At 48.5% G+C, this 26747-nt stretch carries 23 protein-coding genes, 5 tRNA genes and 1 pseudogene; 3 read left to right on the top strand and 26 right to left on the bottom strand.

Annotated elements, in window-relative coordinates:
- Positions 1-8: 8 nt before the first annotated feature.
- From recJ to queA, 11 genes are all read right to left on the bottom strand, one after another.
- Complete coding sequence (gene recJ, locus M5E81_RS04420; RefSeq protein ID WP_249747969.1) at positions 9-2363, bottom strand: single-stranded-DNA-specific exonuclease RecJ; 2355 nt, start codon at positions 2361-2363, stop codon at positions 9-11.
- A complete protein-coding gene (locus tag M5E81_RS04415) occupies positions 2360-2743 on the bottom strand; it encodes a LapA family protein (RefSeq protein WP_009146268.1) in 384 nt (127 codons plus the stop codon). The genes recJ and M5E81_RS04415 overlap by 4 nt, the downstream gene beginning before the upstream one ends.
- Positions 2744-2899: 156 nt before the next feature.
- Complete coding sequence (locus M5E81_RS04410; RefSeq protein WP_009146267.1) at positions 2900-3631, bottom strand: hypothetical protein; 732 nt, start codon at positions 3629-3631, stop codon at positions 2900-2902.
- An 18-nt stretch (positions 3632-3649) separates the two neighbouring features.
- The gene (locus tag M5E81_RS04405; RefSeq protein WP_009146266.1) at positions 3650-4585 is read right to left on the bottom strand and encodes an ABC transporter substrate-binding protein; all 936 of its coding nucleotides are present in this window, start codon (positions 4583-4585) and stop codon (positions 3650-3652) included.
- Positions 4586-4691: 106 nt separating this feature from the next.
- Positions 4692-5468, bottom strand: coding sequence for a YdcF family protein (locus M5E81_RS04400; RefSeq protein WP_249747968.1), 777 nt, complete (start codon positions 5466-5468; stop codon positions 4692-4694).
- 144 nt (positions 5469-5612) lie between these two features.
- The gene (secF, locus tag M5E81_RS04395) at positions 5613-6497 is read right to left on the bottom strand and encodes a protein translocase subunit SecF (RefSeq protein WP_249747967.1); all 885 of its coding nucleotides are present in this window, start codon (positions 6495-6497) and stop codon (positions 5613-5615) included.
- Positions 6497-7735 carry a protein translocase subunit SecD gene (gene secD, locus M5E81_RS04390; protein ID WP_009146263.1) on the bottom strand — a complete coding sequence of 413 codons (1239 nt, stop codon included), beginning with the start codon at positions 7733-7735 and terminating at the stop codon, positions 6497-6499. Before secD ends, secF begins: the two co-directional genes overlap by 1 nt.
- Positions 7736-7779: 44 nt before the next feature.
- On the bottom strand, positions 7780-8364 hold the full coding sequence (locus M5E81_RS04385; protein WP_009146262.1) for a 5-formyltetrahydrofolate cyclo-ligase: 585 nt from the start codon (positions 8362-8364) through the stop codon (positions 7780-7782).
- Positions 8364-8636 (bottom strand): preprotein translocase subunit YajC, encoded by a 273-nt coding sequence (gene yajC, locus M5E81_RS04380; protein WP_148495370.1) that lies wholly within the window; start codon positions 8634-8636, stop codon positions 8364-8366. The genes M5E81_RS04385 and yajC overlap by 1 nt, the downstream gene beginning before the upstream one ends.
- 159 nt (positions 8637-8795) lie before the next feature.
- Complete coding sequence (tgt, locus tag M5E81_RS04375; RefSeq protein ID WP_009146260.1) at positions 8796-9911, bottom strand: tRNA guanosine(34) transglycosylase Tgt; 1116 nt, start codon at positions 9909-9911, stop codon at positions 8796-8798.
- A 58-nt stretch (positions 9912-9969) separates the two neighbouring features.
- Positions 9970-10998, bottom strand: a complete 1029-nt coding sequence (queA, locus tag M5E81_RS04370) for a tRNA preQ1(34) S-adenosylmethionine ribosyltransferase-isomerase QueA (protein WP_249747966.1) — start codon at positions 10996-10998, stop codon at positions 9970-9972.
- Positions 10999-11161: 163 nt separating this feature from the next.
- Here queA and M5E81_RS04365 point away from each other — a divergent pair.
- From M5E81_RS04365 to M5E81_RS04355, 3 genes and pseudogenes are all read left to right on the top strand, one after another.
- Positions 11162-12546 (top strand): annotated as a pseudogene (locus tag M5E81_RS04365) (IS4 family transposase).
- A gap of 116 nt (positions 12547-12662) precedes the next feature.
- A complete protein-coding gene (locus M5E81_RS04360; protein ID WP_249747153.1) occupies positions 12663-14048 on the top strand; it encodes an IS4 family transposase in 1386 nt (461 codons plus the stop codon).
- Positions 14045-15232 carry a recombinase family protein gene (locus tag M5E81_RS04355; protein WP_249747964.1) on the top strand — a complete coding sequence of 396 codons (1188 nt, stop codon included), beginning with the start codon at positions 14045-14047 and terminating at the stop codon, positions 15230-15232. Before M5E81_RS04360 ends, M5E81_RS04355 begins: the two co-directional genes overlap by 4 nt.
- A gap of 3 nt (positions 15233-15235) precedes the next feature.
- On the opposite strand, the gene M5E81_RS04350 is transcribed toward M5E81_RS04355, so the two are convergent.
- The 15 genes from M5E81_RS04350 to M5E81_RS04280 form a co-directional block, all read right to left on the bottom strand.
- Complete coding sequence (locus tag M5E81_RS04350; protein WP_249746999.1) at positions 15236-16276, bottom strand: IS30 family transposase; 1041 nt, start codon at positions 16274-16276, stop codon at positions 15236-15238.
- Between the two features lie 412 nt (positions 16277-16688).
- The gene (locus M5E81_RS04345; protein ID WP_249747963.1) at positions 16689-17330 is read right to left on the bottom strand and encodes a helix-turn-helix domain-containing protein; all 642 of its coding nucleotides are present in this window, start codon (positions 17328-17330) and stop codon (positions 16689-16691) included.
- On the bottom strand, positions 17293-17985 hold the full coding sequence (locus M5E81_RS04340; protein ID WP_249747962.1) for a DUF3990 domain-containing protein: 693 nt from the start codon (positions 17983-17985) through the stop codon (positions 17293-17295). Before M5E81_RS04340 ends, M5E81_RS04345 begins: the two co-directional genes overlap by 38 nt.
- A 170-nt stretch (positions 17986-18155) precedes the next feature.
- Positions 18156-18761 (bottom strand): protein adenylyltransferase Fic, encoded by a 606-nt coding sequence (gene fic, locus M5E81_RS04335; protein WP_249747961.1) that lies wholly within the window; start codon positions 18759-18761, stop codon positions 18156-18158.
- Positions 18762-18875: 114 nt separating this feature from the next.
- Positions 18876-18964, bottom strand: a tRNA-Leu gene (locus tag M5E81_RS04330).
- A gap of 36 nt (positions 18965-19000) precedes the next feature.
- Positions 19001-19074: transfer RNA gene (locus M5E81_RS04325), tRNA-Cys, on the bottom strand.
- A gap of 8 nt (positions 19075-19082) precedes the next feature.
- Positions 19083-19157 (bottom strand) — tRNA-Gly (locus M5E81_RS04320).
- Positions 19158-19161: 4 nt separating this feature from the next.
- Positions 19162-19237, bottom strand: a tRNA-Phe gene (locus M5E81_RS04315).
- 5 nt (positions 19238-19242) lie between these two features.
- Positions 19243-19319 (bottom strand) — tRNA-Asp (locus M5E81_RS04310).
- A 65-nt stretch (positions 19320-19384) separates the two neighbouring features.
- Positions 19385-20065, bottom strand: coding sequence for a hypothetical protein (locus M5E81_RS04305; RefSeq protein ID WP_009145200.1), 681 nt, complete (start codon positions 20063-20065; stop codon positions 19385-19387).
- Between the two features lies 1 nt (position 20066).
- Positions 20067-20957: an amidohydrolase family protein gene (locus tag M5E81_RS04300; protein WP_249747960.1), complete on the bottom strand. Its 891-nt coding sequence runs from the start codon at positions 20955-20957 to the stop codon at positions 20067-20069.
- Between the two features lie 33 nt (positions 20958-20990).
- Complete coding sequence (locus M5E81_RS04295) at positions 20991-22301, bottom strand: uracil-xanthine permease family protein (RefSeq protein ID WP_249747959.1); 1311 nt, start codon at positions 22299-22301, stop codon at positions 20991-20993.
- On the bottom strand, positions 22301-22888 hold the full coding sequence (locus M5E81_RS04290; RefSeq protein WP_040565016.1) for a xanthine phosphoribosyltransferase: 588 nt from the start codon (positions 22886-22888) through the stop codon (positions 22301-22303). Before M5E81_RS04290 ends, M5E81_RS04295 begins: the two co-directional genes overlap by 1 nt.
- 144 nt (positions 22889-23032) lie before the next feature.
- The gene (locus tag M5E81_RS04285) at positions 23033-25486 is read right to left on the bottom strand and encodes an AAA family ATPase (RefSeq protein ID WP_009145204.1); all 2454 of its coding nucleotides are present in this window, start codon (positions 25484-25486) and stop codon (positions 23033-23035) included.
- A complete protein-coding gene (locus M5E81_RS04280; RefSeq protein WP_249747958.1) occupies positions 25483-26649 on the bottom strand; it encodes an exonuclease SbcCD subunit D in 1167 nt (388 codons plus the stop codon). The genes M5E81_RS04285 and M5E81_RS04280 overlap by 4 nt, the downstream gene beginning before the upstream one ends.
- Positions 26650-26747 lie beyond the last annotated feature (98 nt).

Genomic DNA, 26747 nt, shown 5'->3' with positions numbered 1-26747 from the left:
GCACTTCATCAGCAGTGCAACAACTCGTGCTGACTCAGGCGGTAATTTTCTTTATAAATGTGCTCCAAACGCTCTCTTTCCTGCTGCAGGGTTACATATAGGGGTGCATCCTCCAGCGAGCAACGTTTAATAGCAGCTTTTTCTATTATACCATTATTATAGCTGATAAAGCCAAGCTCTTCCATAATTTTTACAGCTTGTTCACTTATTTGTTCCGCATGAGCAGACAAAAGCTCTTCGACGCTCACAGTTGTCCGCATTTTAAGTGCATTCATCACCAGCTTATAGGCCTGCATCATCGCATCCCTGTCCGGATGCGTTAAAGCCAGGCGCTGCAAGCGCTCCTCTAAATCCGGCTGATTAAAGAGCAGCGTTACATGTTTTGCTCCCTGCTGCCGCAATCTGCGCATAATATCCGCCAGCGGATAAGCAGGCAAATCCAACAGCACTATTTCTTCGGCCTGCTGCAGCCTTTCCTGGCTCATCCCGGCAGCCTCCTCATAAGAAGCCAGCTCCAGATAATCCCCCGCAGTCTGCAGCACCTCGGCGGGCAGCGACTGCTTATCTTCGGTATAAGCAAGCACCTTGTTATGCACCTTGACCAAGCCCAGCAGCAGACGCCATTTATCATCGGCAGCCTGACGCATATCCCCCAGCGTCACCTGCTGATGAATGCTTACGGCCTGCAGTTGCACGCTCGTTTCGTTATTCCAGACATTTATTTTCGGCTGAAAGGCAACATCAGCCACCATATTTTCAAACATATACGGCAGCAAATCCGCATTGTTCCACATCAGGCCGCGATAAGAATTATAGCCCTTATCCAGCACAAACTGCAAATGATTGCGCTCCTTGCCCATAGCGCGCTGATTATGCAGCAGCGCCTGACGGAAGGCAAAAACAGGTGCCTGATTTTCGCAGCCGCAGGGCTCCAGCAGTGCCAGCTGCTCCAAATCCCTGATGCTGATTTCGCTGCTGCCGCTCAAAACACAGTCAATTGCCTGATGCGGCAGATAATCCTCCGGACTCAGCTTTTGCGCAACGTATTCGTGGAAGCGGCGCTTGAATTCCGGCAACAGCTCTGCCGGCAGCGTCAGGCCCGCAGCCTGATGGTGACCGCCGTACTGCGTCAGCAAATCACGTTCGGCATCTATCGCCTCGTAAAGATTGAGCGCCGGAATACTGCGGCAACTGCCCTTGGCAACGCCGTTGTTCAGGCTTATCAGAATCGTCGGCAGATGGTACTTGTCTACCAGGCGTGAAGCCACGATACCGATAACGCCCTGATGCCAGCCTTCGGAAGCAAGCACGATTGCCGTATCGATATGCTTTTCCTGCGCCAGCTGTGCTTCCGCCTCTTCCATAATCTGACGGCTGATTTCCTGCCGCAGTGTGTTTTCACGATTAAGCTCGGCGGCAATCTTCTCCGCCTTCACGCTATCGTCGGTTACCAAAAGCTCCACCGCCAGCTGCGCATGCTCCAGCCTGCCCACGGCGTTCAGGCGCGGCGCCAGGCCAAAGCCGATGTTATCGGAAGCAATTCCCGTTTCCGGACAGCCGCTGGCCTTAATCAAAGCACGCAGGCCAACCAGCTTCGTTGTTTCCATAGCCTTCAGGCCACGGCGCACCAGCTCGCGGTTTTCGCCTATTAGCGGCACAATATCCGCTACCGTTCCCAGTGCCGCCAGCTCTGTAAGTTCCTGCCACTTCGGCAGCCTTCCCGGCTCGCGCTGCTCCAGCGCCTGACACAGCTTGAAGGCAATGCCTACACCGCTCAAATGCTTAAACGGATAGCCGCAGTCACGCTGCTTGGCGTTGATAATTGCGTAGGCAGGAGGCAGAACCTCAGGCACCGTATGGTGGTCCGTAATAATAATATCCAGAGACTTCGGCGCATTGGCTACCTCGTGCAGGCCGCTGATGCCGCAGTCCACGGTAATCACCAGCGTTGTACCCTTTTCCGCAATATTTTTCAACGCTTCGTCATTCAGGCCGTAGCCTTCGCTTTTACGCTGCGGGATGTAGGTGGCAACCCTGCCGCCGCGCTGCTTCAGATACAGGTACAGCAAGGAGGAAGCACTGATTCCGTCCACATCATAGTCGCCGTAAACCGTAATCTGCTCTCCCGCCTCCAAGGCCCGCTCTATACGCTCAACCGAGCGCTGCATATCCTTCAGCAAAAACGGATCATGAAAGGGAGCAGCGCTGCCGTAGAGAAAATCACGCATCGAAGCTGCATCCTGCAGACCGCGCTCCAATAAAATACCGGTGACCATCGGCGAAATATTCAGCTCCTCCGCCAAATAGTCTGCCTTCTGACTGTTATATTCTTTTATATCCCAAATTCGTTCCTTGTGCATCATTGGCGGCTACCGCTCTCGACAGCAGTCTTGTCTGCTGCAGCCGGCTCTGCCTTTTTTACAGCCTCGGCCTGTGCTGCTTCGTTGTGCAGCAGCTGGGTATGCTGCAGCATGGCAACGCGCTCCTGCAGGCGTTTGTTTTCTGCCTGCAGCTGCTGCATTTCCTCACGCATCTTTTTATCCTTCAGATAATGCTTGGCCTTCATCGTCAGCAAAAAGCAGGTGGCAACCAGCACGCCCATTAAAAACGCACCGAGAATTACCAGCACCAGTGAGGCGCTGAAGCTCCAGAAAACAAAGTTCAAGGATACTGCTACCGCATTCTGCACGGCAAACAATGCTACTATCATACAAATAATTATAACTAAGATTAAAAACGGCATTCAGCTCAACTCCTTTAGTATAAATTTTAATATATTATAACTGTTATAATTCTGCCAGCATATAAAAAAATCCTGCTTATGCGGCAGGATTTTTAGTGTATACATACTCATTTAAGGCTTAATTTTACCTATTTCACAAAGACTGACAGCAGACTGCTATTTTTTCTTCAGCTTCTCCAAAATAAAGGCTGTCACACGGCTCTGCTTGTCAACCTCCAGCGCAAAACGCAACGGCTGCTCCTTGTCGTCCTCCCAAAAATATTCGTAGGTGGTATTATCGGCAGCATAAACAACCGCATCAGGCAGGCCGTACTGTCCTACAGCTCTGCCGGCACTGTCCCCGATGCTTACGCCGCGCATCGTAATATACTTGGGATCAACAACACGGATTGCATCTACTGCCTGTTTTTTGCGGGCAACACTGATTACGGCGCCCTCAAATGTATAGTTTATCTGCTTACGCTTTTTATCTATTTTCTCCTGCTTGACGGCACCAAGGCGCTCCTCGGCCTTCTGCTCGTCAAACTTCTGTCCGAGTGCGGCATAGCCAAGAGCAAAATCCTCCTGCGTCAGCTCGTCCCTGCTTCCGGCAACGGTATAGGGCGCGTAGATAAAGCCGTCCACACCGTCCGATTCGGCCTCCAGCCAGTCACCGCTTTGGCGGATAACACGCAGCAGCGAATGATGCGGCAGTACCTTTAAAACATTGCCGTCCTCAGCGGCACTGCGGAAGTTAATATCATCGGCCTCCAAAACTACAAAGCTGCCCTTATCATATCCCTTAATTTTTTCACCTGTATAAAACGCTTCCTGCTCCTTGGCCGCAGCGCACAGCTGCATTCCCGCTGCCAATAAAAGTGTCAGACCAATTGTTTTGACTAGTCTCATTGCCACTGCATCTCCTAACTAAATTCCATAAGCGGCATGTGCCAATTCCTGCACCGCCTTAACTGTATATTGCGAAGTACTGTATAAATAATTATCATGCAAACTTTGCACGCGGCCGTTCTTTACAGCCTTAATGCTCTTATAGGCCGGATTTTGTAAAATGCGCTGACGGAATTGCTCCGGGTCGCCTTTTTTACTGTAATCCCAGCTCGGCGTAATAATCAGCTCCGGATTAAGCTCCAGCATTTTTTCCTCCGACAGGTTGCTCTGATACGGAATATCCATGCCATCAAGCACGTTATGCACGCCTGCATAATAGCACAGGCCGCTGAAGGTGCCCCTCATGCCCAGCGGTCCGGTAAAGGAAAGTGCCAGCACATTAAGCGGCTTATCGCCTGCAGCCTGCAGCGCCTGCTTACGCACAGCCTCCAGCTGCGCTTCCATGTTTTTGGCCATCGCCTCACCCTTGGCTTCTTCGCCTACGGCAGAGCCGATTTCCCTGATAAACTTAAAGATATCCTGCACATTATTCGGCGTATGGCACACATAAACCTTGAGTCCCGCGCTGCGCAGTCCCTGAATCGGCTCCACAGTATAATCCGGGATAATAACAAGATCAGGCTGCATGGCCAGCACACTTTCCAGGTTGCTTCCCTGCGCTCTGCCCTTGACGGATTTCACCTTGTCACCGGCACTGCAGATACCGGGATCATCGGCCAGCAGCGACAAGGCTGCCAAGCGCTTACTGTCAACCATATCCAGCAAAATTTCGTCGGCAGATACGTTCAGGCTCACAATACGCTGCGGCTTTTCGCTGAAGCTCAGCTTAGTGCCAGTTGCATCCGTCACTGTGTACAAAACCTTACCGCTGCCAGAGGTATTCTTCTCCTGCGGTCCGCAGCCGGCAAGCAGCAGACAAAGCAGCAGGCAAACTAAGAACAGAATTTTTTTCATAATATAACCCACCCAAAAATAATATTTGTTTCTATCTGTTACTTATTATACAAAAAAGGCGGAAATTATGCAAATTAGCCGGTCGAAGTCAGCTTGCCGCTGCAAATTAACGCTGTAAAAAGGCACCGGCCATCCCCACATATTCATGCAAAGCCATACAGGTAACGTCAAAGGCCTGCAGCTGAGGCACCAGCCAACGCGGGTTAAACTTGCCCTGCGGATTGAGTGTGTAATCACAGGGATAGGCGGCAACCTTTACGCCCTGCTCACCTAAATAACGTTCAAAGAACTGCATGCTGCGAGGCATATGCAGCGCACTTGTCAGCAGCAGCACGCTTTGGTAGCCACGCTCACGGCAGTGCATGGCAGTATAGGCAGCATTTTCCTTCGTTGTTCTGGCCCGCGTTTCAACAATAATCTGCTCCTGCGGCAGCCCCAGCTGCAGCAGAATACGCTCGGCGACAAGCGCCTCGCTCACGCCGTCCCTGAACACCTGCCCGCCGCTGATGAGCACCGGCAGCGAATGCTGCTTTGCCAGGCGTGCTGCCGTCAGCAGGCGCGCCGCTCCGGCGGACATCAGGCCTCCGCGCTCAGTGCCGTCCGGTGCGGAACCGACGCTGCCGCCGCCAAGAACAACTATCACTTGTGCAGCGTAAGGCTGCTGCTGAATATAACGGTTCTCCAACGGCTGTCCCAGCAGCTTTGCTCCCAATAAGGTAGAGCTGAAATATAACAGCAGCGTCAAAAAAGCGCTTAAGCTGAAAGCAAAACGGCCGATGTTTTGCCGCCGCCGCCACAAATAAACACTCAGTATGATTCCCAGCAGCACAAACAAACCCGGAGGTAGCAAAAAGGCTGCGATAAATTTCAAAATATAAATCATTCCAGTTCTCCTTAACAGTACCGATAAAAACAAAAGCTTCTCTTGCAATATCACCTATTATTGTAGCTTTTTCAGCCGTCAAAAACAAGAAAAATAGCCTGCGGCATTCATTTTTCCTAATGCACACAGGCTATAGTTTTAATTTTAATCTCTGCCGGGTTTCAGCTTACGCAGCATCATCCATAACGGACCTGCGAGGAAGGTGGAGGTATAAGCACCACTGGAGAAGCCTACCAGCATAGCAAAGGAGAAGTTGCGGATAGTTTCACCGCCCCAGATGAAGATAGCTACAACAGCGAACAGAGAGGTACCTACAGTATAGATACTGCGTCCCATGGTCTGCCAGATACTGTTGTCTACCATTTCCGTCATGCTTTCGCTGCGGCGATGGATTTTCAGGTTTTCACGGATACGGTCGAAGATAACGATGGTACCGTTGACAGAATAACCAACAACCGTCAGCAAAGCTGCAACGAAGGAGGAATCAAGCTCCATATGGAAGAGGGAGAAATAGCTCAGGGTTACCAGTACGTCGATAATCAAAGCAATAATCGCTGCCAGAGCAAAGCGGAATTCAAAGCGGATGGTGATATAAGCAATCATCAGGAACCAGGAAAGCACAATCGCCATCACAGCCTGTTGAATCAGCTCGCCGCCGACAGTAGCACCAACGTTTTCAACACGCTGGATAGCAAAGTCGCCAACCTTGCTCTTCAGGTCGGTCATTACCTGCTGACGCTGCTCGTCGCTGATAACGCCGGTACGAATCAGCACGCCCTTAGAGCTTTTGGCATTGCTGTCGCTGCTTTCCAGCTGGATAATAGCATTGCCCAGATCCTTTTCTTTAAGCACCTCACGTACCTGAGAAACGGTAACAGGATTTTTGAATTCCAAATCCATGATACTGCCACCGGTAAAGTCAATGCCCAGGTTGAAGCCCTTGAAGAGCATGGAGCCGATACCGATAATCAGGAAGGTGATGGTAATAGCGAAGAAAATTTTATAACGCTTAACGATAGAGAACTTCATTATTTAGCCACCTCCTCTTTTGCTTTCGGTGCTCTTGCACCAAACAGGAAGGGACTCTTGGTGATGTTACTGTAAATCAAAAAGCGCAGCAGGAATTTGGTAACGGTTACTGCGGTAAACATACTCAGCAAGGTACCAAGTGCCAGGGTAACAGCAAAGCCCTTGATAGGACCGGTGCCCAGGTAGAACAGTACGGCTGCAGCCATGATAGTAGTAAGGTTGGAGTCAAGGATGGTTACGATAGCGCGGCCAAAGCCGGAATCCATCGCACTGCGCAGAGTTTTGCCGCGCTTAACTTCTTCCTTGAAGCGTTCGAAAATCAGTACGTTGGCGTCAACCGCCATGCCGACAGACAGGATAATACCTGCGATACCGGGCAGTGTCAGTGTTGCACCCAGATAACGCATTACCAAAAGCAGCAGCATTACGTACAGCAGCAGAGCAATGTCCGCAACTACACCTGCCAGACGGTAGAACAGCAGCATAAATACAAATACGCCGATGATACCGATGCTGAAGGCCTTAACACTCTTGTCTTTGGAATCCTGACCGAGGGTAGGGCCAACGGTACGGTTTTCCATAACTTCGATTTTAACCGGCAGACTGCCGCTGCGCAGCAGGATTGCCAGATGCTCGGCTTCCTCAACGTTACGGGAGCCGGAAATCTGTGCATGGCCGCCGGTGATAGCTTCCTGTACTACAGGAGCGGTCAGTACCTGGCCGTCAAGCTCGATAGCGATTTTTTTGCCTACATTGCGGGCAGTAAGGTCAGCAAATTTTTTGCCGCCCTCATCATTAAATTCCAGACCTACTACAGCCTGATTCCCTTGGGAAACCTGTGCCTTAGCGTCCTTCAGGTCACTGCCTGTGAGAACAACCTTGCCGCTTTCATCCTTGAACTGCAGCATAGCGGTACGGCCCAGCATAGCAATAGCCTTTTCAGGATCCTTTACGCCCGGCAGCTCAACAATAATACGGTCCTTGCCCTGACGCTGAATAACAGGCTCGGTCAGGCCCAACTCATTTACACGACGCTCAATAACCTTTACACTGCGGTTGACAGCGTCATCGTCAACCTTAAGTTCCGGCGTATCCACAGCCTGTAAAACTACATGAGTACCACCTTGCAGATCCAAGCCCTGTTTAATGGAATTAGCCAGAGGCGAGATGTATACGCAGAAACCGCCGATAATCGCCAAAGCGACAATCAGAAATTTCCCGAATTCATTCCAACGCAAAATAACTTCCTCCTTAAGATTTTTTTGGATTAACTGGATTTAATTTATAAGCTAAGCGGACTGAGAGTGGTAATCCCGCTTTCACTTGCTAAAAGCTGTACAAGCACGTCAAATTCATCCCGCGGCAGATTCGGCTGAATAAAAGCATCGTAAGCGATGCCCATGAGCAATGCGTTTTCCGCCTGCGGCAGAAAACGGTCATAATAACCCGCGCCCATCCCCAGTCTGCTGCCGTCGCGGCCGAAGGCCACTCCGGGCACCAGTACAAGGTCAAGCTGCTGCGGCTGCAGCAGCTTCGCCGGTTGGCGGACGCTGCGGATGCCGTAACGGTCAAGCTCAAACTCCAGCATGTTTTCCAGCTGAACAGGAGCCATCTCCGTTGCCGACTGCACCAGCGGCACGGCAACAGTCTTGCCGTCGGCCAAGGCCTGCTGCAGAACCAGGTCCACAGACAGCTCATTTCCGAAAGCCAAATAGCCCATGATGCAGTTCGCTTTGCGATATGCATCACAGGCCAGTATCTGACGGGCAGTCAGCAGACTGCCGGAAGCAGCCTGCTCTGCGGTCAATTGCGACCGCAGCCTTTTAAAATACTTGCGCAGCTCAACTTTTTCTTCTGCAATCACCATCAGGAATTTTTAGCGGGGTTTTGGAAACCGCTGACAGCATTGCGCGCCATTTCGATTACTACGCCTTCGGCAACCTCTACCTTAACGCGTTTTTCGGAAATAGCGGTAATCTTACCATAGATACCGCCAATGGTAATGATTTCGTCGCCTTCCTTCAGGCTGTTTAACAAATCCTGTCTTTTTTGCTGCTCTTTTTTCTGGGGTTTCCAGAGCATGAAATAGAATATGCCGCCCATTAAAAAGAAGGGCCAGAGAGAATTGAGCAAAGCCATTGTATCTCCACCTTGCATATTGAACACCTCCACATTTTATCACTTCCCGCAAATTCGGACATATTTGCAGGTTCCTCTTGCAAACATTTTAGTATGCAATAGTTCAGTTTATTTATACCATTTTTATATATTCTCTGTAAATCGGAAAAATCCTTGTTATCAACGATAATTTTCTAAGAATCTTTCGCGGAACTCAGGGAAGCAGTCATTAGCGATTGCCTCACGTATTTCCTTGGCAAAATGCAGCAGGAAATGCAGATTGTGAATAGACAAGAGTCTCAGACCGAAAATCTCCTCTGCCTTGAACAGATGGCGGATATAAGCACGGCTGAAGTTACGGCAGGCATAGCAGTCGCAGCCTTCCTCAATCGGACGGAAATCCTCTGCGTAGGTTGCGTTGCGTACTACCAGACGGCCGGTGTGCGTCATAGCGGTGCCATTTCTGGCAACACGTGTCGGAAATACGCAGTCAAACATATCAACGCCAAGGTTTACTGCCTCTACAATGCAGTCTGCAGTGCCTACGCCCATCAGATAACGTGCCTTATCCTTCGGCATCAGCTCGGTGGTATGTGAAAGGATATCGTACATCATCGACTTAGGCTCGCCTACGGACAGACCGCCGATACCGTAGCCGGCGAAGTCAAGCTCTGTCAGCTGCTGTACGCTCATGCGGCGCAGCTCGGGATACATACCGCCCTGCACGATACCGAACATGGACTGATCCTCACGCGTATGAGTTTCCAGACAACGCTTGGCCCAGCGTGTGGTACGCTCGGTAGAACGCTTGGCATAATCAAAATCGGCGGGATACGGGATGCATTCATCAAAGGCCATCGCGATATCAGCGCCCAATGCCTCCTGCACCTGAGTAGAAACCTCCGGCGAAAGGAACTGCTTGCTGCCGTCGATATGCGAACGGAACATTACGCCCTCTTCGGTGATTTTGCGCATAGCGCCCAGGCTGAATACCTGGAAGCCGCCGCTGTCGGTAAGCATACCGCGTTTATAATTCATAAACTTGTGCAGACCGCCTGCCTTGCGCACCAGCTCGTGACCGGGACGCAAAAACAGATGATAGGTATTCGACAAAATAACCTGGCTACCCATATCGTACAGCTCTTCCGGTGCCAGAGTTTTTACCGTTGCCTGTGTGCCTACAGGCATAAACATCGGAGTTTCAAAGGTACCATGCGGCGTATGCAAGCGGCCAAGACGCGCACCGCTGCGCGGACATTCTTTAATTAGTTCGTAGGTTACTGCGTGTTTAGTCATATGCAACTCCTAAAAATATTTATCAGCGCCTTCGGCTTTTCGTCGAAGGCAAAAAATCTTATTTATTGAGGTCTGTAATAAACATGGCATCGCCAAAGGAGAAGAAGCGATATTTTTCTTCAACCGCCTTCTTGTAGGTCTGCAGCATAATCTCACGGGTAGACAGAGTGCTTACCAGCATCAGCAGCGTGCTCTGCGGCAGATGGAAGTTGGTTACGAGGTCATCCACCAGACGGAATTTGTAACCGGGGTAGATGAAGATATTCGTCCAGCTGCTGCCAGCGTGCAGCTGACCGTCAGCGCCCGCAGCCTCCAGAGTGCGTACTGCCGTAGTGCCAACCGCAATAATACGGCGGCCTTCGGCCTTCGCCTTATTTACTGCATCCGCAGCCTCCTGCGATACGGTGTAGAACTCCTTATGCATCTTGTGGTCCTCAATCTTCGTCTCGCTTACGGGGCGGAAGGTACCAAGGCCTACATGCAGCGTTACAAAAACCTCTTCGCAGCCGATTTCCTTGATTTTCTGCAGCAGCTCCTTGGTAAAGTGCAGGCCTGCAGTCGGAGCGGCAGCACTGCCGCGCTCACGGTTATAAACAGTCTGATAACGCTCCTTATCCTCCAGCGGTGCCGTGATATACGGCGGCAGAGGAGTTTCGCCCAGACGATCAAGAATTTCTTCGAAGATACCGTCATACTTAAAGCGTACTACGCGTCCGCCGAAGTCGGTGTGCTCAATAACCTCGCAGCTCAATTCATCGCTGAAGTTAATCTTGGCACCAACCTGCAGCTTTTTACCGGGGCGCACCAGAACCTCCCAGTCGGTTGCATCTCTGCGGGTCAGCAGAAATACCTCGACATGGGCACCGGTATCCTTCGTGCCGTGCAGGCGCGCGGGAATAACGCGGGTATCGTTAAACACCAGCACATCGCCGGGCTTAAGATAATTTACCAGATCATAAAAATGCTTATGCTCAATTTCACCGGTCTTTTTGTCAACAACCAGCAGGCGCGAATGGTCGCGCGGCTCCATAGGATGCTGAGCAATAAGCTCCTGTGGCAAATCATAATCAAAATCAGTTACTAACATGCAAAATTCTCTCTTTTCTTATATATTACTCAAACTTCGCAGGTAAAAATCCCCTGCACCCCTTGAAAGTCCAGGCTTTGTAAACAGAAAAATAGCATGAGTCTTGCCAGTTTGGTATAATTATGTTGGCTCAAAAACATACCAAGCACCGGAGGCTCATGCTATGAAAAGTATATCACAAACCACCCAGCAGATGGAATCCATCTCGAAGAAAACTTCGGCGTTCTTCCGTCGTTATCATGTCGGCCAGATTCTGCGCGCGGCCAACGCTTGCAAGCTCAAAGGATTTTCCTCCATTCTCGTTTTCCTCGTGCTCGTAAGCATCATCTTCGAGAACCGCTCGCTCTATATGCAGCGCCGACTTCACGAGGATTCGCTGCCGTTCGGCAAGGACACGGCTTACCGCTTCTTGAACTCCTGCCACACGAACTGGCGCAAGTTCACGCTGCTTCTTGCGGCGCGGATCATCAACGAAACCATCAAGCCGCTGACGGATGCCGGCCGGCGTTGTGCCATCGTCGTCGACGATTCGCTCTTCAGCCGCTCGCGTTCCAAGCGCGTGGAACTCTTGGCGAACGTCTACGACCATGTGAGCCGCCGCTATACGAAGGGCTTCCGCTGCTCGTCCTCGGCTGGACGGACGGGAACACGTTCCTGCCACTCACGTTCTGCCTTCTTTCAACCTCGAAGGAAAAGAACCGGCTCAATGAGGCCAGCGCATCCGTCGATGCAAGAAGCAACGGCGGAAAGCAGCGCAAGCTCGCGCAGATGGAAGCGCCAGCCGTCGTCCTCAATTTGTTGCAGGAGGTCAAGGCGACAGGAATCCCCGCGCAGTACGTCCTCTTCGACACATGGTTCTGCTCGCCGTCGTCGCTGAAAGCCATCCATGACCTCGGCTATGACGTCACCGCTATGGCAAAGAAGAGCAAGAAGGTGCGCTACCCCTGCGAAGGGAAGATCTCGAACGTCAAGGCCATCTACAAGGAACACAAGAAACGCCGCGGACGCTCGCGTTACCTCCTGTCCGTCGATGCTGTCGCGACGAAACAGGGAGAATCCCTCGTGCCTGTGCGATTGGTCTTCGTGCGGAACCGCAACAAGCGGAAGGATTATCTCGTCCTCGTCACGACAGACCTCTCGCTTTCGGAGGAAGAAGTCATCCAGCTCTACGGGAAGCGCTGGGGCATCGAGGTGTTCTTCAAAGCGTGCAAGTCCTACCTGCGGCTCGGCAAGGATTGTCGTTCCGTCTCCTACGATGCGATGACGGCGCATGTCGCCGTCGTCTGCACACGATATATGCTCCTGGCTGTCGAGGAACGTGAGAACACGGATGGGCGAAGCCTCGGCGAGCTCTTCTATCTGGGGCTTGATGAGCTTCCGGACTTGAAGTACATGGAAGCGCTTCGCCTCGTGTTGCAGGAGTTTGCGGAGCAGCTTCGGGCAGAATATCCGTCAGAAGTCTTGCTGGTCGAATCGCTCTTGGAACGATTCCTGAACGATCTGCCCGCTCTTTGGATGAGTCGTCTGCGTGCACAGAAGTGTGCGTGAATGGCTTTCGACATTCAGTTCAAGCTGATTTATCAAGGCATACGGGATGTTTTCCGTGTGCGAAGTTTGAGTAATTAAGATGTGAAACAAAACATACTAAAGCGGAGGTTCATGCTATGCAAATTATACCACAAACCACCCATCAGATGGAATCCATTTCGAAGAAAACTTCGCTGTTCTTCCACCAATATCGCATCGGCCAGATTTTGCGGTCTGCCAACGCATGCAAACTCAAGGGCTTTTCCGCTATTCTGGTGTTCCTTGTGCTCGTCAGCATCATCTTCGAGAACCGCTCGCTTTACATGCAACGCCGGCTTCACGAGGAATCCCTGCCGTTTGGCAAGGACACGGCCTACCGCTTCTTGAACTCCTGTCACACGAACTGGCGCAGGTTCACGCTGCTCCTTGCGGCGCGGATCATCAACGAAACCATCAAACCGTTGACAGACGCCGGACGTCGTTGCGCTATCATCGTCGACGATTCGCTCTTCAGCCGCTCGCGCTCCAAGCGCGTGGAACTCTTGGCGAACGTCTACGACCATGTGAGCCACCGTTATACGAAGGGCTTCCGCCTGCTCGTCCTTGGCTGGACGGATGGGAACACCTTCCTGCCGCTCACGTTCTGCCTCCTTTCGACATCGAAGGGAAAGAATCGTCTCAACGAGGCCGACGCGTCCGTCGATGCCAGGAGCAACGGCGGAAAGCAGCGCAAGCTCGCGCAGATGGAAGCGCCAGCCGTCGTCCTCAATTTGTTGCAGGAGGTCAAGGCGACAGGAATCCCCGCGCAGTACGTCCTCTTCGACACATGGTTCTGCTCGCCGTCGTCGCTGAAAGCCATCCATGACCTCGGCTATGACGTCACCGCTATGGCAAAGAAGAGCAAGAAGGTGCGCTACCTCTGCGAAGGGAAGATCTCGAACGTCAAGGCCATCTACAAGGAACACAAGAAACGCCGCGGACGCTCGCGTTACCTCCTGTCCGTCGATGCTGTCGCGACGAAACAGGGAGAATCCCTCGTGCCTGTGCGATTGGTCTTCGTGCGGAACCGCAACAAGCGGAAGGATTATCTCGTCCTCGTCACGACAGACCTCTCGCTTTCGGAGGAAGAAGTCATCCAGCTCTACGGGAAGCGCTGGGGCATCGAGGTGTTCTTCAAAGCGTGCAAGTCCTACCTGCGGCTCGGCAAGGATTGTCGTTCCGTCTCCTACGATGCGATGACGGCGCATGTCGCCGTCGTCTGCACACGATATATGCTCCTGGCTGTCGAGGAACGTGAGAACACGGATGGGCGAAGCCTCGGCGAGCTCTTCTATCTGGGGCTTGATGAGCTTCCGGACTTGAAGTACATGGAAGCGCTTCGCCTCGTGTTGCAGGAGTTTGCGGAGCAGCTTCGGGCAGAATATCCGTCAGAAGTCTTGCTGGTCGAATCGCTCTTGGAACGATTCCTGAACGATCTGCCCGCTCTTTGGATGAGTCGTCTGCGTGCACAGAAGTGTGCGTGAATGGCTTTCGACATTCAGTTCAAGCTGATTTATCAAGGCATACGGGATGTTTTCCGTGTGCGAAGTTTGAGGTTATTATTTTCCACAAAATCGACCGCAATGCCCGCAATGAGCTGGATTATTACCTGACCAAGGATATGCTGGTTAAAAACAATGTGCGCTATGAGTACGCAGTGCAAAACATCGACGGTTCACCAGAAGGTCAAATGATGGAAAACATGCTTGTAGGTTTCGCCGCCTATTATTCCCGCAATCTGTCCAAGGAGACAAAAAAAGGCCTCAATGAAAATGCCCATAAATGCTTGTTTAATGGCGGTCTCCCTCCGTTAGGGTATGATATAGATCAAAACCAACGTTATGTCATTAATACCAAGGAGGCAGAAATCGTCAAGCTTATCTTTAAGCTGTATATTGAGGGAATAGGCTACAAAAAAATAGCAGAAAGACTACATGAGCTTGGATACAAAACGAAAACGGGCGGAGATTTTGGCAAGAATTCACTTTTTGATATTATTGGAAATGAAAAATATTGCGGAATCTATTCCTACAATAAACACCCTCGAGCAAAAAAAGGTAAAGGCCGCAATATGCATGCTAAATCTTTCCCCGAAGATTACATTAATATAGACAGCGCCATCCCTGAAATAATCAGCAAGGAGTTATACGAGGCAGCACAAGCCCGCAGGCGACAAAACAAGTCCAGACCTGGAATATATAACGGGAAACGCCAGTATCTTTTAACGGGCAAAATTTTTTGTGGGCATTGTGGGAGTGCCATGGGAGGGCACACAATCACTCCCCGCAAAAAATCGTATAGTTACTATGGTTGCTTGGACAAAGATAGAACCCCTGCCCACAAATGCGCGCAGAAGCAGATTAATACTGAAATTGTAGATACAGCTGTAATCAACAAAATCAAGCACACTTTTCTCAATTCTGAAGCATTGTTGCGGATTGCAGATAAAATGCGTCAACAATACGCTACACTCAAGGATGATGTTAAGGATGAAATTCATGCTAAAACTTCTCAAATGACCGACGCGATCAAACGCAGAAATAATTTGTATTGTCTTGTCGAACAAGGCATAAACGATGACTACACTTTAGATAGGATTTCTGCTGTCAATGCAGAAGTCGAAAAATTAAAAGCTCTAAATTGCAATAAGAAGTTGCACACTTTTTGAAAATTAAGATGCATAGATCTTATCCAACTCAAAGTCAAACAGTTCATCTGGAGTTTTATATCCCAGAATCTTCCTTGGAAGTGAATTACACCAATCAGCGATAAACATAATATCTTCGTAGCTATAATTGTCCATCCTCTTTCCTTTTCGGATGAATCTTCTGAGCAAACCATTATGGCGCTCATTACTGCCTCTTTCCCAAGAACTGTAAGGATGTGCGAAGTATATTTTTATAGAAGTGTCATTCTCTATTTGCGAGAGTTCTGCAAACTCGCTTCCATTATCGCTAGTAATTGTCTTAAACACCTGACTGAATTTAGTACCATAGTATTCCTTTAGGTAAGCAATGCCTTCGTTAACAGCAAAGGATGTTTTACTAGTTATTTTCAGTGCGATATACTTGCGTGTTATACGTTCCACAAGAGTCAACACCACGTTGTCACTCTTGCTTTTACTTCCTATAACAGTATCTATTTCCCAATGACCGAATTCATTGCGTTCATCCACATTAGAATCCCTCTCGTCTATGCTGCGACCCATATGCTTCAGATTTTTCTTTATGCTGCGGGTTGTTCTACGTCTTCTTACCTTTAATGGAAGGTCAATGTTGCGCAATCTAAGCAGCATGGAATCTACATAGTTATAGAGAGTCTTTACGCACACAATTTCTTTGAGAGGAAATAGATGATTGTCTAGGGCATAGCCATGGCAGGCATCCAAAGACCAGTGTTCTTGCAATACTTTTCGAACAGTCCAAGTAACAAAATTACTTGTAAGAAATCTTTTAGACTTGCAAATACTGTTGCTATGGCTAGCAATATAGGCACGTTGAGCACGAGCAGCTCCATATCTACCGGTATGAGGATGAGCACCACGCTTGAGTTCATTCCTGATAGTATTTGGAGCACAGTTAAAATACTTTGCCAGCTGACGAAGAGAATACTGTTTAGAGCTGTCAGACAGAATTCCTTGTAATTCCCTGCGGTCTCCTAAAGAAAAGTGTTTACCTTTTTGATGATTTGTGATATCTTTGGTGTAGTCCATTGTGATTACTCCTTAGTTAGTTTTTGTGTAGAAACTTAATCTTAACACAAAGGTATCACAATGGACTATTTTTATTCAATTTTTCAGGTGTGCAATTTCATTATACAATGAGCCAAAAATTAAAAGCCCAGATTGACAATCTTAAAGATAAAAAGAACCTTAAGGTGCTAACTGACGAGGCCATAATTAAAGCCTTTAAACTTTTTGAATCTAAAATATGCTCACTTGATACTAACTCCGCCAAAAAATTGTTAGTCGAATTATTCTTAATCAAAGTTATTGTTACTGACAAAAACATTGAAATTATCCTAGATGCAGACAAAATTACTAATATGGTTATGGGCCAATAGCACATTGAAAGAATACCTGTTAAAAGGCTTTATTCTTGACACGGACCTTTAAAAAACAACTTTTAAACCTCAAGCAAATCCTCCATACCACAATTCAAGGCCTTAGCCAACCGCCAAACTGTCTCTGCACTAGCCTTATTGATATTCTTATGGCGCTGTTCATACATTTGGATGGAGCGAGAATTAACACCAGAAACTCTAGCTAGCTCATTTTGGCTTAATCCATTCGTACTTCTAAAGCTTTTAAGCCTTGTTTCTGGATAATACTCCTTCATTTTCGCATCAACTATATCCACGAATTTGCTAATGTCTGCTTCGTGTAAAGCATGATAGAGGCTTTTTAAATCGGCAAAGCTAATTGCCCTAAAAATCTCCCCGAATTTTCTGCAGGAGTACCATTGATAATAAGCTATCGCCCAACCAATCCAATATTCAGGAGACCGAGAAAATCTTGCCTCAGGTATTATTGGGATATATTTGCTGGTAGTTTCGTATACTATGTCTATGAGCACCTCTATGCCACTTTTTCCTTTAGTGTAGGCGGGCTCGCCATTGGCGATTTTTGTACTAATGGTGCTTACAACAAACATTTTTATAAAATCTTCTCCAGAGTAATGGCAAACATTGACGGCATAATCAAAAGCATCCCCTAACACAGCTTGGGCATTACTCAGATATATTTCTTGGTATGCGCGCATCGTCATTTTTTATGCCCCCTCTTATTATATCCTGTATATAGAGACCGTCATTTTCTTCTTCCAGTAGTTCCCAATACAATCGATTAGCTTCATCATCCCTATCCTTGCGCAATTGGTAGTAGCGCTCTCTTTCAGCTACGCTATAGCCTTGAAACTGCAATTTTGAAAAAGCAAAGCTAGATTTAACGACAATTTGCTCACCTAATTTTCCTAAGCGCATAGCCCTTGCTAATTGCTGAACCGAAATACCATTATTGATAAATGACTCTGCGTAATCAAAGTAGGAATCATCTGCTCTGTAGCCGATGATTAAGTCGTATGCATTCACGTTTACTGTAAAATTATCAATTAAGTACTGTTTAGCTCTTCTGGCCACAGGTGTTTTAACAGTGAAAAGACGATGTTCTACCAATATTGCTATCCAATTAAGAATAGTGTATTGGTGAGTATTAAGATTTAAAACATTTAAAAACTCTGTATCTAGCGTATAACAATTGGCGAAGCCATTGCGCATGGAGGACACAGCCCATTCCTTGGCTAAAGCTTCGCTAGCGGTGCAATAAAAACCCTGTCCGAAATCATTGTTTAAGCGACCTTTGCCATACTCCGGTTTTGCTATGATATTTTCAGAACCATGATAGATAGTTATAAGCTTATCCATAATTACCCCCTCTTTTATATCCTCATGGTTATTATATCACCAAAGTGATATAGATGCAATTGCTTTTGTGCTACTAATAAAATAAGAGCTAGGAGCGCGCTGTCTCCTAGCTCTTGTTTTTATCTTTATATATTTGTATTACCAAAGTGATATAGTTGTACTTTGCATCCTCACAGCTCTTCGGCCTTATAAGCATTGTAGCCTTCGATATGATAACTTACGTCTAGGCCCTTCATGTAGGTGAGGCGGTCAGCAATGTTATTGGTCAAAGCCTTGCCAAGCACATGCTTGATTTCGATATCACGAATGGGGCTCCGCTCCATAGCCAAAAGATAATCCTCTTTATCCACAATGGACCAGTCAATGCACTGCCCCAGCTCCTTTTTCAGCATATCATCCAGCCAAATGCGCATGCTGCGGCCATTACCCTCGCGAAAAGGATGAGCAATATTCATCTCCACATACTTTTCCACGATCTCGTCGAAGCTGCCCTGGGGCATGGCGTCCAAATGCTGCAGAGCCTCCCGCAGGTACATCAAGGGAGCAAAGCGAAAGTTACCCTTAGCAATATTCACATCACGAATCTCTCCCGCAAAGCTATAGATATCGCGAAAAAGATACTCATGAATGAAAGCCAGTGTCGAAAATTTCCCGGCCGGTAGATTCGCCAAAGCATCACTCTCAAATAGTTTTATAGCTTGCATTTTGCTGAGTCGCTCTTCTTCCTTGGCCAGCTCCGCAGAATTAGTAATGCCCAATTTATTTTCTATGGTCATAGGAATCTCCTTAGTCATCTTGAGAATACAAAAAAACTGATTGACTCTCTAAGAATTCAATCAGCCTTCTTTACTTAAATCATTTATAAATGATAATAAGCGTATATCATTGTTTGGTGCCGCGGACCGGAATCGAACCGGTACGGGTATCACTACCCGAGGGATTTTAAGTCCCTTGCGTCTGCCAGTTCCGCCACCGCGGCAGACATAACTACTTAACACCTTTTAAGAAATAAAAATGGAGGCGACACCCAGAATCGAACTGGGGATAAAGGTTTTGCAGACCTCTGCCTTACCGCTTGGCTATGTCGCCTTAAAAGGTGGAGCGGAAAACGAGATTCGAACTCGCGACCCCCTCCTTGGCAAGGAGGTGCTCTACCACTGAGCTATTTCCGCAATATGGTGCCTCAGCACAGAATCGAACTGTGGACACAAGGATTTTCAGTCCTTTGCTCTACCAACTGAGCTACCGAGGCATGATTGGCGACCCGGATGGGACTCGAACCCACGACCTCCGCCGTGACAGGGCGGCATTCTAACCAACTGAACCACCGGGCCAATCAACTACGAATTACATTATACAGGCTTAAACCTATTTTGTCAACATCTTTTTATACTTTTTTTTAATCTTCCAATGCAGCCATCAGTTTTTCCTCTATATGCACCTGCAAAGCCTGCAGCTTATCCTCCGCCGGCACGTTGCCAAGCACGTCAAAAGCGTCTGTGGTCAAGGGCAGATGATTCTTGCGCATTTCCGCAAACAGCTCATCACGGAAAATATTATAGGAAAAGTATATCTGATTGCCATGCTTAAAATCAGTATAATCCAAAAAGATAAAGGAACCATTGATATAAGGCAAGGGATTATCGGGCGTAATATACAGCTCATAATCGCCTACCTGAGCAGGCAGCGTACGCCAATAGTCCCACTGCTCAAAATGCAGCGCTTTCGCTTCATACGGCAGCGTATGCACGGTTTTCTTATCCATGCTGGCCAGAATATCCGGCAAACTCTTGCGCATCATGTCAGCAAAATGCTCGCGGTCACGACAAAAGAAACGCACGTCGCGGAACGTATGCAGGCCAACGGTTTTTACCGGCACATAGTCAAATGTTTCTTTTGTATAAGTCAAATCAAGACGGCAGTGCGATGCTTCATGCACATAGGCTGCAATATTCAAAATCTGCCCGTTGATACCGGAGCCCGGCACAAGGGTATAATCACCGATTGCTGCAGGCAGATTGCGCACAAAGTCCCAATCCTTAAGCCCTGTCTCTATTTCTTTGATATCAGGCTGTCCCATCTCAACCTCCGCACTTTTCCAGCAGCTTGCCGATTTTACTGTAAATCCTTACTGCATTGTTATAAAATACATCCTCGTGATAGCATTCGGGAACAACGTGGCTAATCATCCAGATATACAGGGGAATATTTACAAGCGGCCAGTCGCTGCCATACATGATTTTTTCATAATTACCAAGATAATTCAGCCAAGTATGCAGCTGGCGCAAAAAGCCACGCTGTCTTTCGAGCAGCATCAGCGGTTTGGGATTGCCCTCCACCAGACCTGAAAGGTCAATGCATACGTTGGCGTTCTTGCAGGCCACCTCTGCCGCATCAGCAAACCAGGGGCAACCACAGTGCGCTATAACAAAGGTTACATCAGGAAACGCCACTGCCGCTTCATCAACAGTAAGCGGATGCGAATATTTCAAAAGACCGCTGGGCCAGGCTGTATCGCCTGTGTGAATTGCAACTGGCATATTATAGGCACGCGCCAGCTCAAACAGCGGCCAATGCCTTTTATCGTTGACATAGACAGCATTATAACCGGGATAGAGCTTGATGCCCAAACAATGCGGGTCCTTAATAAAGCGTTCAAATTCCTGCGCTGTTTTTTCCGCATTTGCTTCGGTTATAGCCTCGCTGTTTACACCCATGCAGTAACCCATGTTCTGCGGCTGATTGTAATGCGCCTCGTCAAAAGGCGCTGCAAGGTCAATCATGCGCGGTGTGACACCGCCGTATTTCGAAGACGTATAATTAGTGTTGCCCATAGCTACGGAAAAAGCGATATTGTTTTCTTCGCATATTTTCTGCCAGCAGGCCGCTGTATTTTCATAGCCTGCATTGGCTGCAACCTGCACAAAACCATCAACATTGTAATAATGCATATGGGCATCAATAATCTTCATTTGTAACCCCTCTTTATTTTAAAACACGTATCGTTATTCTTCTTCCTCTTTAGGCAGAATGATATTTAATACCATAGCCACGATAAAAACTACAGCTACACAGTTTTCTGCAAAAACATTCTTAATCAAATCAGGGAAAATCTTAAAAATTGCCGGTGTCTGAGTAAAGCCGATACCGATGCTGAGTGCCAAAGAAGCAATCGTTACATTACGGGTGTTGTAGCCGCAGTTGGCAATCATCTGCACGCCGCTGACTACGATAGAACCGAACATCATCAAGGTGCAACCGCCCAAAACAGCCTCCGGCAGAGATGCCAGCAGCACGCCCAGCGCTGGGAACAGACCTGCCATAATCATAATAACAGCGCCTGTCATGATAGCAAAACGGTTAACAACCTTTGTCATAGCAATCAGGCCTACGTTCTGGCTGAAAGAGGTAATAGGCAGGCAGCCGAAAACGGAAGACAAGCTGCTTACCAGACCATCGCAGACAATAGAACCGGAAATTTCTTTTTCTTTAACATCGCGGCACAGACCGATAGCAGTCATTGCGGAGGTATCACCAATGGTTTCGGTTGCGGAAACCAGGAAAATCAAAAAGAATGCAAAAATTGCATCGGGATGGAATTCCATGGTAAAAGGCATCAGCTGAGGAATAGCAATCAGCTTAACCTCAGCGAGCTTGCTCATGTTTACCATGCCCATAAAATAAGCAACTACATAGCCGACAATCAAACCAAAAAGCACGGAAAGCTGTTTATAGAAGGATTTGGCGAAAATATTGTAGGCAATGCAGCTTACCAAAGTAATCGTACCTACAATAATATAAGGAGCATCACCGAAGTTGGGGTTACCGAAGCCGCCGCCGAAGGAGTTAGCACCTACCGCCAACAGAGAGAAACCGATGGAGGTAACAACGGTAGCAGCAACAATCGGTGGAATCAGACGGCGCCAATATTTTGCTCCCAGACCTAAAAAGCCTTCCAGCAAACCGCCAACCAGCACCGCACCCATAACGCCGCCGTAACCGTATTTAGCACCGATAACACAGGCGATGGATACAAAGGTGAAGCTGATGCCCATAACGATAGGCAAAGCGCTGCCGACACGCCAGACAGGATAAAGCTGTATCAGCGTACCGATGCCTGCTACCAGCATTGCCGACTGCACCAGCGCACCGCTCTGCTCTACCGGCATTTTTACCACACCGGCTACAATCAGAATCGGAGCGATATTCGCTACGAACATCGCCAGAATATGCTGCAGGCCGAAGGGAATCGCCTTGCTTACAGAAATTTTTCCGTCTAAGTCGTATATCGGATCAGTATATTGTTTTTCGCTCATTACTCTTCCTCATGTCTGAACACTACTGTGTTGGTTTTGGCATCCATCTTATCAATAATAGCTAAGGAATGCAGGTTGTAGCCGGCTTTGCGCAGCTTGTCGCCGCCACCCTGGAAGCCTTTTTCTACAGCAACGCCAACGCCCTCAACAGTGCCGCCGGACTGACGCACAATGTCAATAAGACCTTCCAGAGCACAACCGTTAGCCAGGAAGTCATCAATAATCAGCACGTGGTCGTTTTTAGACAGGAATCTTTTAGAAACAACAACGTCGTTTGTTTTGCTATGGGTATAGGAATAAATTTGAGTGAAGTAAACATCCTTATCCATATTGCTGCCGCTGGATTTCTTGGCAAACACTACCGGAACGCCAAAATACATTGCCGCAACGCAGGCAATACCGATGCCGGAGGCTTCAATAGTCAGGATTTTAGTAATATTCCTGTCTGCAAACAAGCGCTTTAATTCTTTACCAAGCTCCGCAACAAACGGCACATCAATCTGATGATTTAAAAAGCTGTCAACCTTCAGGACATTACCGCTTTTGATAACACCGTCATTAACAATTTTTTCTTCCAATAATTTCATCGTCAAGCCCTCCATACATTTTGTTTTTTAACTGCTGCTACGAACATGTCAGCAATCGATTTGCCTTTTAAGTATAAAGATTATTTTATCACACTGACAATATATGGTAAAGTAATTTTCTGCTTCCGCAGTGATATTTTTACCTTAATCCACCACCAGTGCGACTTCGCTGCCTGTCCCCTGTTGGCCGCGTTTTTTCCTGACGAGAATTTTTTTGTCAATCATTTCCTGCAAATCGTGTACATGCGAAATTATACCTACAAGGCGATGGCCTTCACTGAGTCCCTGAAGTGTAGCAATAGCCTGCTGCAGACTGCTGTCATCCAGTGAGCCGAATCCTTCGTCGACAAACATCGTATCCAACTGAATACCGCCTGCACAGGACTGCACCTCATCCGCCAGCCCCAGCGCCAACGCCAACGATGCCATGAAGGATTCGCCGCCGCTTAAGGTTTTGACGCTGCGAAGATTACCGCTGTAATAATCCTTAACCTCCAAATCAAGGCCTGTTTTGCTGTTGCCCGTCTTGCTGTCCGCATCCTGCATTTTGTCACGGCACAGCTCGTACTGGCCGCGGCTCATGTGCAGCAGCCTTACATTGGCGCGCTGCAGAATTTTATCGAAGTAGTGCATCTGCACATAGGTTTCCAGATTAACACGTTTTTTGCCGGTCAGGGTTCCGTTCAGCGTTGCGGAAAGGCTGTTGATCAAGCTGTACTCCGCTTCGCAGGCTGCCCTGCGCGCTTCGTAGCCGCTGACCTCCTGCTTAATCCGCTGGTTATTCTTAATGGCGGCATACAGCCGCTTATCCTGCAGCTCCAGCTCACGCTGTTGCACCAGCAGCTTTTCATGCTCCTGCTGCAGCTTCTGTTCATCCACATCCGTCAGCAGCTCATTCTGCTCGGCAAGCTGCTTTTTCAGCTCCTGCAGCTGTCCTTCGGCACCTGCCAGCTGCTGCCTTATGCTCTGCGCCGCAGCCTCCGCCTGCTTGTCGACAGCCTTCTGCTGCTCCAAAGTTTTCGCCAGCTTACGGTATTGCTCCACCTTTTCCTGCAAAAAGCCCATCTTCAGGCGCAGAGCCGTAATCTTATTGTTAACATCCTTCAGCTCTGACTGCGCTCTTTCGGCAATCAGCTTCAAATCGTCACAGCCAAGCAGCTCTACTCCCTTGCCTAGCAGCAAGGTTTTATCCAGCTCCAGATGCTCCTTTAAAGCCTTGCCTTCACCTATAAGGCCATCCCTTATTTTCTGAGCAGCCTCAGCTTTAGCGCGTGCCTGCTCAACATCATTTTCGGTAGGTGCATCCTGCGCCAGCTGCACAGGCTGCGGATGCTCGCAGGAACCGCAAACCGGGCAGGGCTTGCCTGGTTTCAGCTTATCGTGCGCCAGAAGGCCCGCCTGCGCGCTCAAAAATCTGTCAAAGCAAGTATCGCTCAGCTCATTAAGATGATTGAAATTATCACAGGCCTGCTTATACTCCTGACGCTTCTGCAGCAGAACAACCTCCTGCCTTTGGTAACGCTGCTGCATATCCTGCAGTTGCAGCAGCTCCCTTTGACGTGCAGCCAGCTGCTGCCTTTCTGTTTGCAGCTGTGCCAGCTCCACCTCGCCCTTTTGCGCTTCGTTGACCTCTGCCTCAAGCTTTTGCAGAGCCTCCTGTCTTTGCACTGCTGCAGCTGCTTCCTGCTCCAGTTGCTTTTGCATGCTTACCATTTTTGCTTCTGTTGTCTGCATATATTTTTCAAGCTGCTGCTTTTTAGCAATAGCGCCCAGGCTGTCCTGCAGCGCAGTCAGATTTTTCGTCACGATAGCCGCCGCTGCCGCCACCTGCTGCTGTTCCTTTTCGTCCAGAGCAGTAATCGTATCAACCAAAGTCAGTACTTCTTCAACACAGCCCTCGTAATGACGCAAAGCAAAGCTCTGCAGCTGCTCCGTATATGCGGGATAAATGCAGCTGATGCCGTTCAGCGCCTGCTCGCTTCGGCGCTGCTGCTCGGCAAATTCGTTACGCTTAGCCGCAGCATCCTGCTTCAGCTTATCCTGCAGTTGCTGGAAGAAATATGTATGAAATAAATCACGGAAGATTTTACTGCGCTCATCCGTATTGGTATCCAAAAATTTGCGGAACTGTCCCTGAGCAATCATCGTAATCTGCGTAAACTGCTTGTGATTAAGCCCCAACAGCTCCACTATGCTTTTATCTACCTCCGACATTCTGGTTACCGGAACGCGGTCATCGGGATAGTACAGCTCGGCACCGGCCTTCTCCTTCGTCATACCGGTGCCACGCTTCGCCGGACGACGGTACTCCGGGTTGCGTTTTACCCTGTAGCACTTGCCGCGGAAGGAAAACTCCAGCTCCACAAAGGTCGGCGTATCAGCATCCGCATATTGGCTGCGCAGCATGTTGGCATCACGCACACCGCCACTCGTCTGCCCGTACAAGGCATAGGAAACGGCATCAAAAATTACGGTTTTGCCGGCACCGGTATCACCGGTAATCAGATACAGTCCCTGCTCTCCGAGCTGGGAAAAATCTATCACGGTTTGCCCCGCATACGGACCAAACGCACTCATAATCAGCTTCAGCGGTCTCATAATACGTCACCTCCCATTTCCGACAGCAGATTAGTAAGATACTGCTTCTGCTCCTCGCTCAGCTTCTGATTGTTCTGCAGACGATAAAAATCATCAATAAGCTCTAACGGTGTTTTTTCTACCAAATCTTCCGTTACCTTCAGCTCCGCATTCGCCTGCGTGCGCTTATTGTCATAATCAAGCTGCAGCAAATTCCTATATACAGTCTGCAGGCGCTGCATAGCATTAGGAACATCGTTTTCATCCGTCAGCGTCAGATAATAAAAATCCTGCAGGAAGCCATTTTCATCCATAGGGAACATAGCGTAGTTCGGCTTTGTCATTAAATTCTCAAAGGTATCCTTTAAATACCGCACCTCACGCAACGGCGTCAGCAGCAGCTGCGTAACCTTCATATTGCCTTTTTCGGCAAGCTCAACCATTGTTACAGACTTTTGCTGCTGCAACTCGCTGAAGGAATACTTCAGCGGTGTACCGCAATAGCGGATACGCTCATTACCGCCGACATTCTGCGGATTATGGATATGCCCCAAAGCCACATAATCAAAAGCAGCAAAAACCTCCGCACCGATATTATCCAGTCCGCCCACATTAACAGCCTCGCTGCCTGCGGTAACAGCGCCGGTGACAAACTGATGCGCAACAAGCACATTACGCTCCTCCTGTACCAGCGGTAGCTGCGACACAGCATATTTCACCGCATCATGATAGCTTGTAATCTCAGCTGCAGCCTCCTCCGGTGCCCAATGCTTCACAACAGCAGGCTTCAAAAAAGGCAGCAGGAAAATATTCACCCTGCCGAATTCATCCTCCAACACGAGCTTCTGCTCCTCACCGTTGTAGCTGCCCGCAAAATGAATGCCGCTGCCGCTCATCAGCTGCGCACCGAATGCCAAGCGCTCCGCCGAATCATGGTTGCCGCTGATGATGCACACAGGCACCTTGAGCTCCGCCAGCTGATTCAGAAAATTATCAAACAAAACGACAGCTTCTGCCGGCGGCACCGGTTTATCATAAATATCTCCGGCAAGCAGTACGCAATCAGGCTGCTTGGCGCAAATCATCTGTACAATACGTTGTAAAATATATTTTTGATCCTCATAAAGAGAAAATTCATCGAGTTTTTTTCCTAAATGCAGATCCGACAAATGTAAAAGCTTCATGCTATCACTCCCTGTCACGAATATTTATTCACTGTTATTTAATCGTTATATTATCTTGATTTTATCATGCTAAAGCATATGCGTCAATCTATACTTCA

The organism is Phascolarctobacterium succinatutens (genome assembly GCF_023497905.1).
In the GTDB taxonomy this organism is placed as follows: domain Bacteria; phylum Bacillota; class Negativicutes; order Acidaminococcales; family Acidaminococcaceae; genus Phascolarctobacterium_A; species Phascolarctobacterium_A succinatutens.
This window is presented reverse-complemented; position numbering and strand designations above follow the sequence as displayed.

Coding starts and splice junctions, on each gene's coding strand:
- M5E81_RS04300 (WP_249747960.1), bottom strand. CDS start 20,957: ATGAAGATTATTGATGCCCATATGCATTATTACAATGTTGATGGTTTT.
- secF (WP_249747967.1), bottom strand. CDS start 6,497: ATGAAGTTCTCTATCGTTAAGCGTTATAAAATTTTCTTCGCTATTACC.
- M5E81_RS04305 (WP_009145200.1), bottom strand. CDS start 20,065: ATGGGACAGCCTGATATCAAAGAAATAGAGACAGGGCTTAAGGATTGG.
- M5E81_RS04350 (WP_249746999.1), bottom strand. CDS start 16,276: ATGGACTACACCAAAGATATCACAAATCATCAAAAAGGTAAACACTTT.
- recJ (WP_249747969.1), bottom strand. CDS start 2,363: ATGATGCACAAGGAACGAATTTGGGATATAAAAGAATATAACAGTCAG.
- M5E81_RS04405 (WP_009146266.1), bottom strand. CDS start 4,585: ATGAAAAAAATTCTGTTCTTAGTTTGCCTGCTGCTTTGTCTGCTGCTT.
- M5E81_RS04340 (WP_249747962.1), bottom strand. CDS start 17,985: ATGGATAAGCTTATAACTATCTATCATGGTTCTGAAAATATCATAGCA.
- tgt (WP_009146260.1), bottom strand. CDS start 9,911: ATGACTAAACACGCAGTAACCTACGAACTAATTAAAGAATGTCCGCGC.
- M5E81_RS04410 (WP_009146267.1), bottom strand. CDS start 3,631: ATGAGACTAGTCAAAACAATTGGTCTGACACTTTTATTGGCAGCGGGA.
- M5E81_RS04400 (WP_249747968.1), bottom strand. CDS start 5,468: ATGATTTATATTTTGAAATTTATCGCAGCCTTTTTGCTACCTCCGGGT.
- M5E81_RS04415 (WP_009146268.1), bottom strand. CDS start 2,743: ATGCCGTTTTTAATCTTAGTTATAATTATTTGTATGATAGTAGCATTG.
- M5E81_RS04295 (WP_249747959.1), bottom strand. CDS start 22,301: ATGAGCGAAAAACAATATACTGATCCGATATACGACTTAGACGGAAAA.
- M5E81_RS04360 (WP_249747153.1), top strand. CDS start 12,663: ATGCAAATTATACCACAAACCACCCATCAGATGGAATCCATTTCGAAG.
- M5E81_RS04280 (WP_249747958.1), bottom strand. CDS start 26,649: ATGAAGCTTTTACATTTGTCGGATCTGCATTTAGGAAAAAAACTCGAT.
- M5E81_RS04285 (WP_009145204.1), bottom strand. CDS start 25,486: ATGAGACCGCTGAAGCTGATTATGAGTGCGTTTGGTCCGTATGCGGGG.
- fic (WP_249747961.1), bottom strand. CDS start 18,761: ATGACCATAGAAAATAAATTGGGCATTACTAATTCTGCGGAGCTGGCC.
- M5E81_RS04385 (WP_009146262.1), bottom strand. CDS start 8,364: ATGGTGATTGCAGAAGAAAAAGTTGAGCTGCGCAAGTATTTTAAAAGG.
- M5E81_RS04290 (WP_040565016.1), bottom strand. CDS start 22,888: ATGAAATTATTGGAAGAAAAAATTGTTAATGACGGTGTTATCAAAAGC.
- M5E81_RS04345 (WP_249747963.1), bottom strand. CDS start 17,330: ATGACGATGCGCGCATACCAAGAAATATATCTGAGTAATGCCCAAGCT.
- yajC (WP_148495370.1), bottom strand. CDS start 8,636: ATGGCTTTGCTCAATTCTCTCTGGCCCTTCTTTTTAATGGGCGGCATA.
- queA (WP_249747966.1), bottom strand. CDS start 10,998: ATGTTAGTAACTGATTTTGATTATGATTTGCCACAGGAGCTTATTGCT.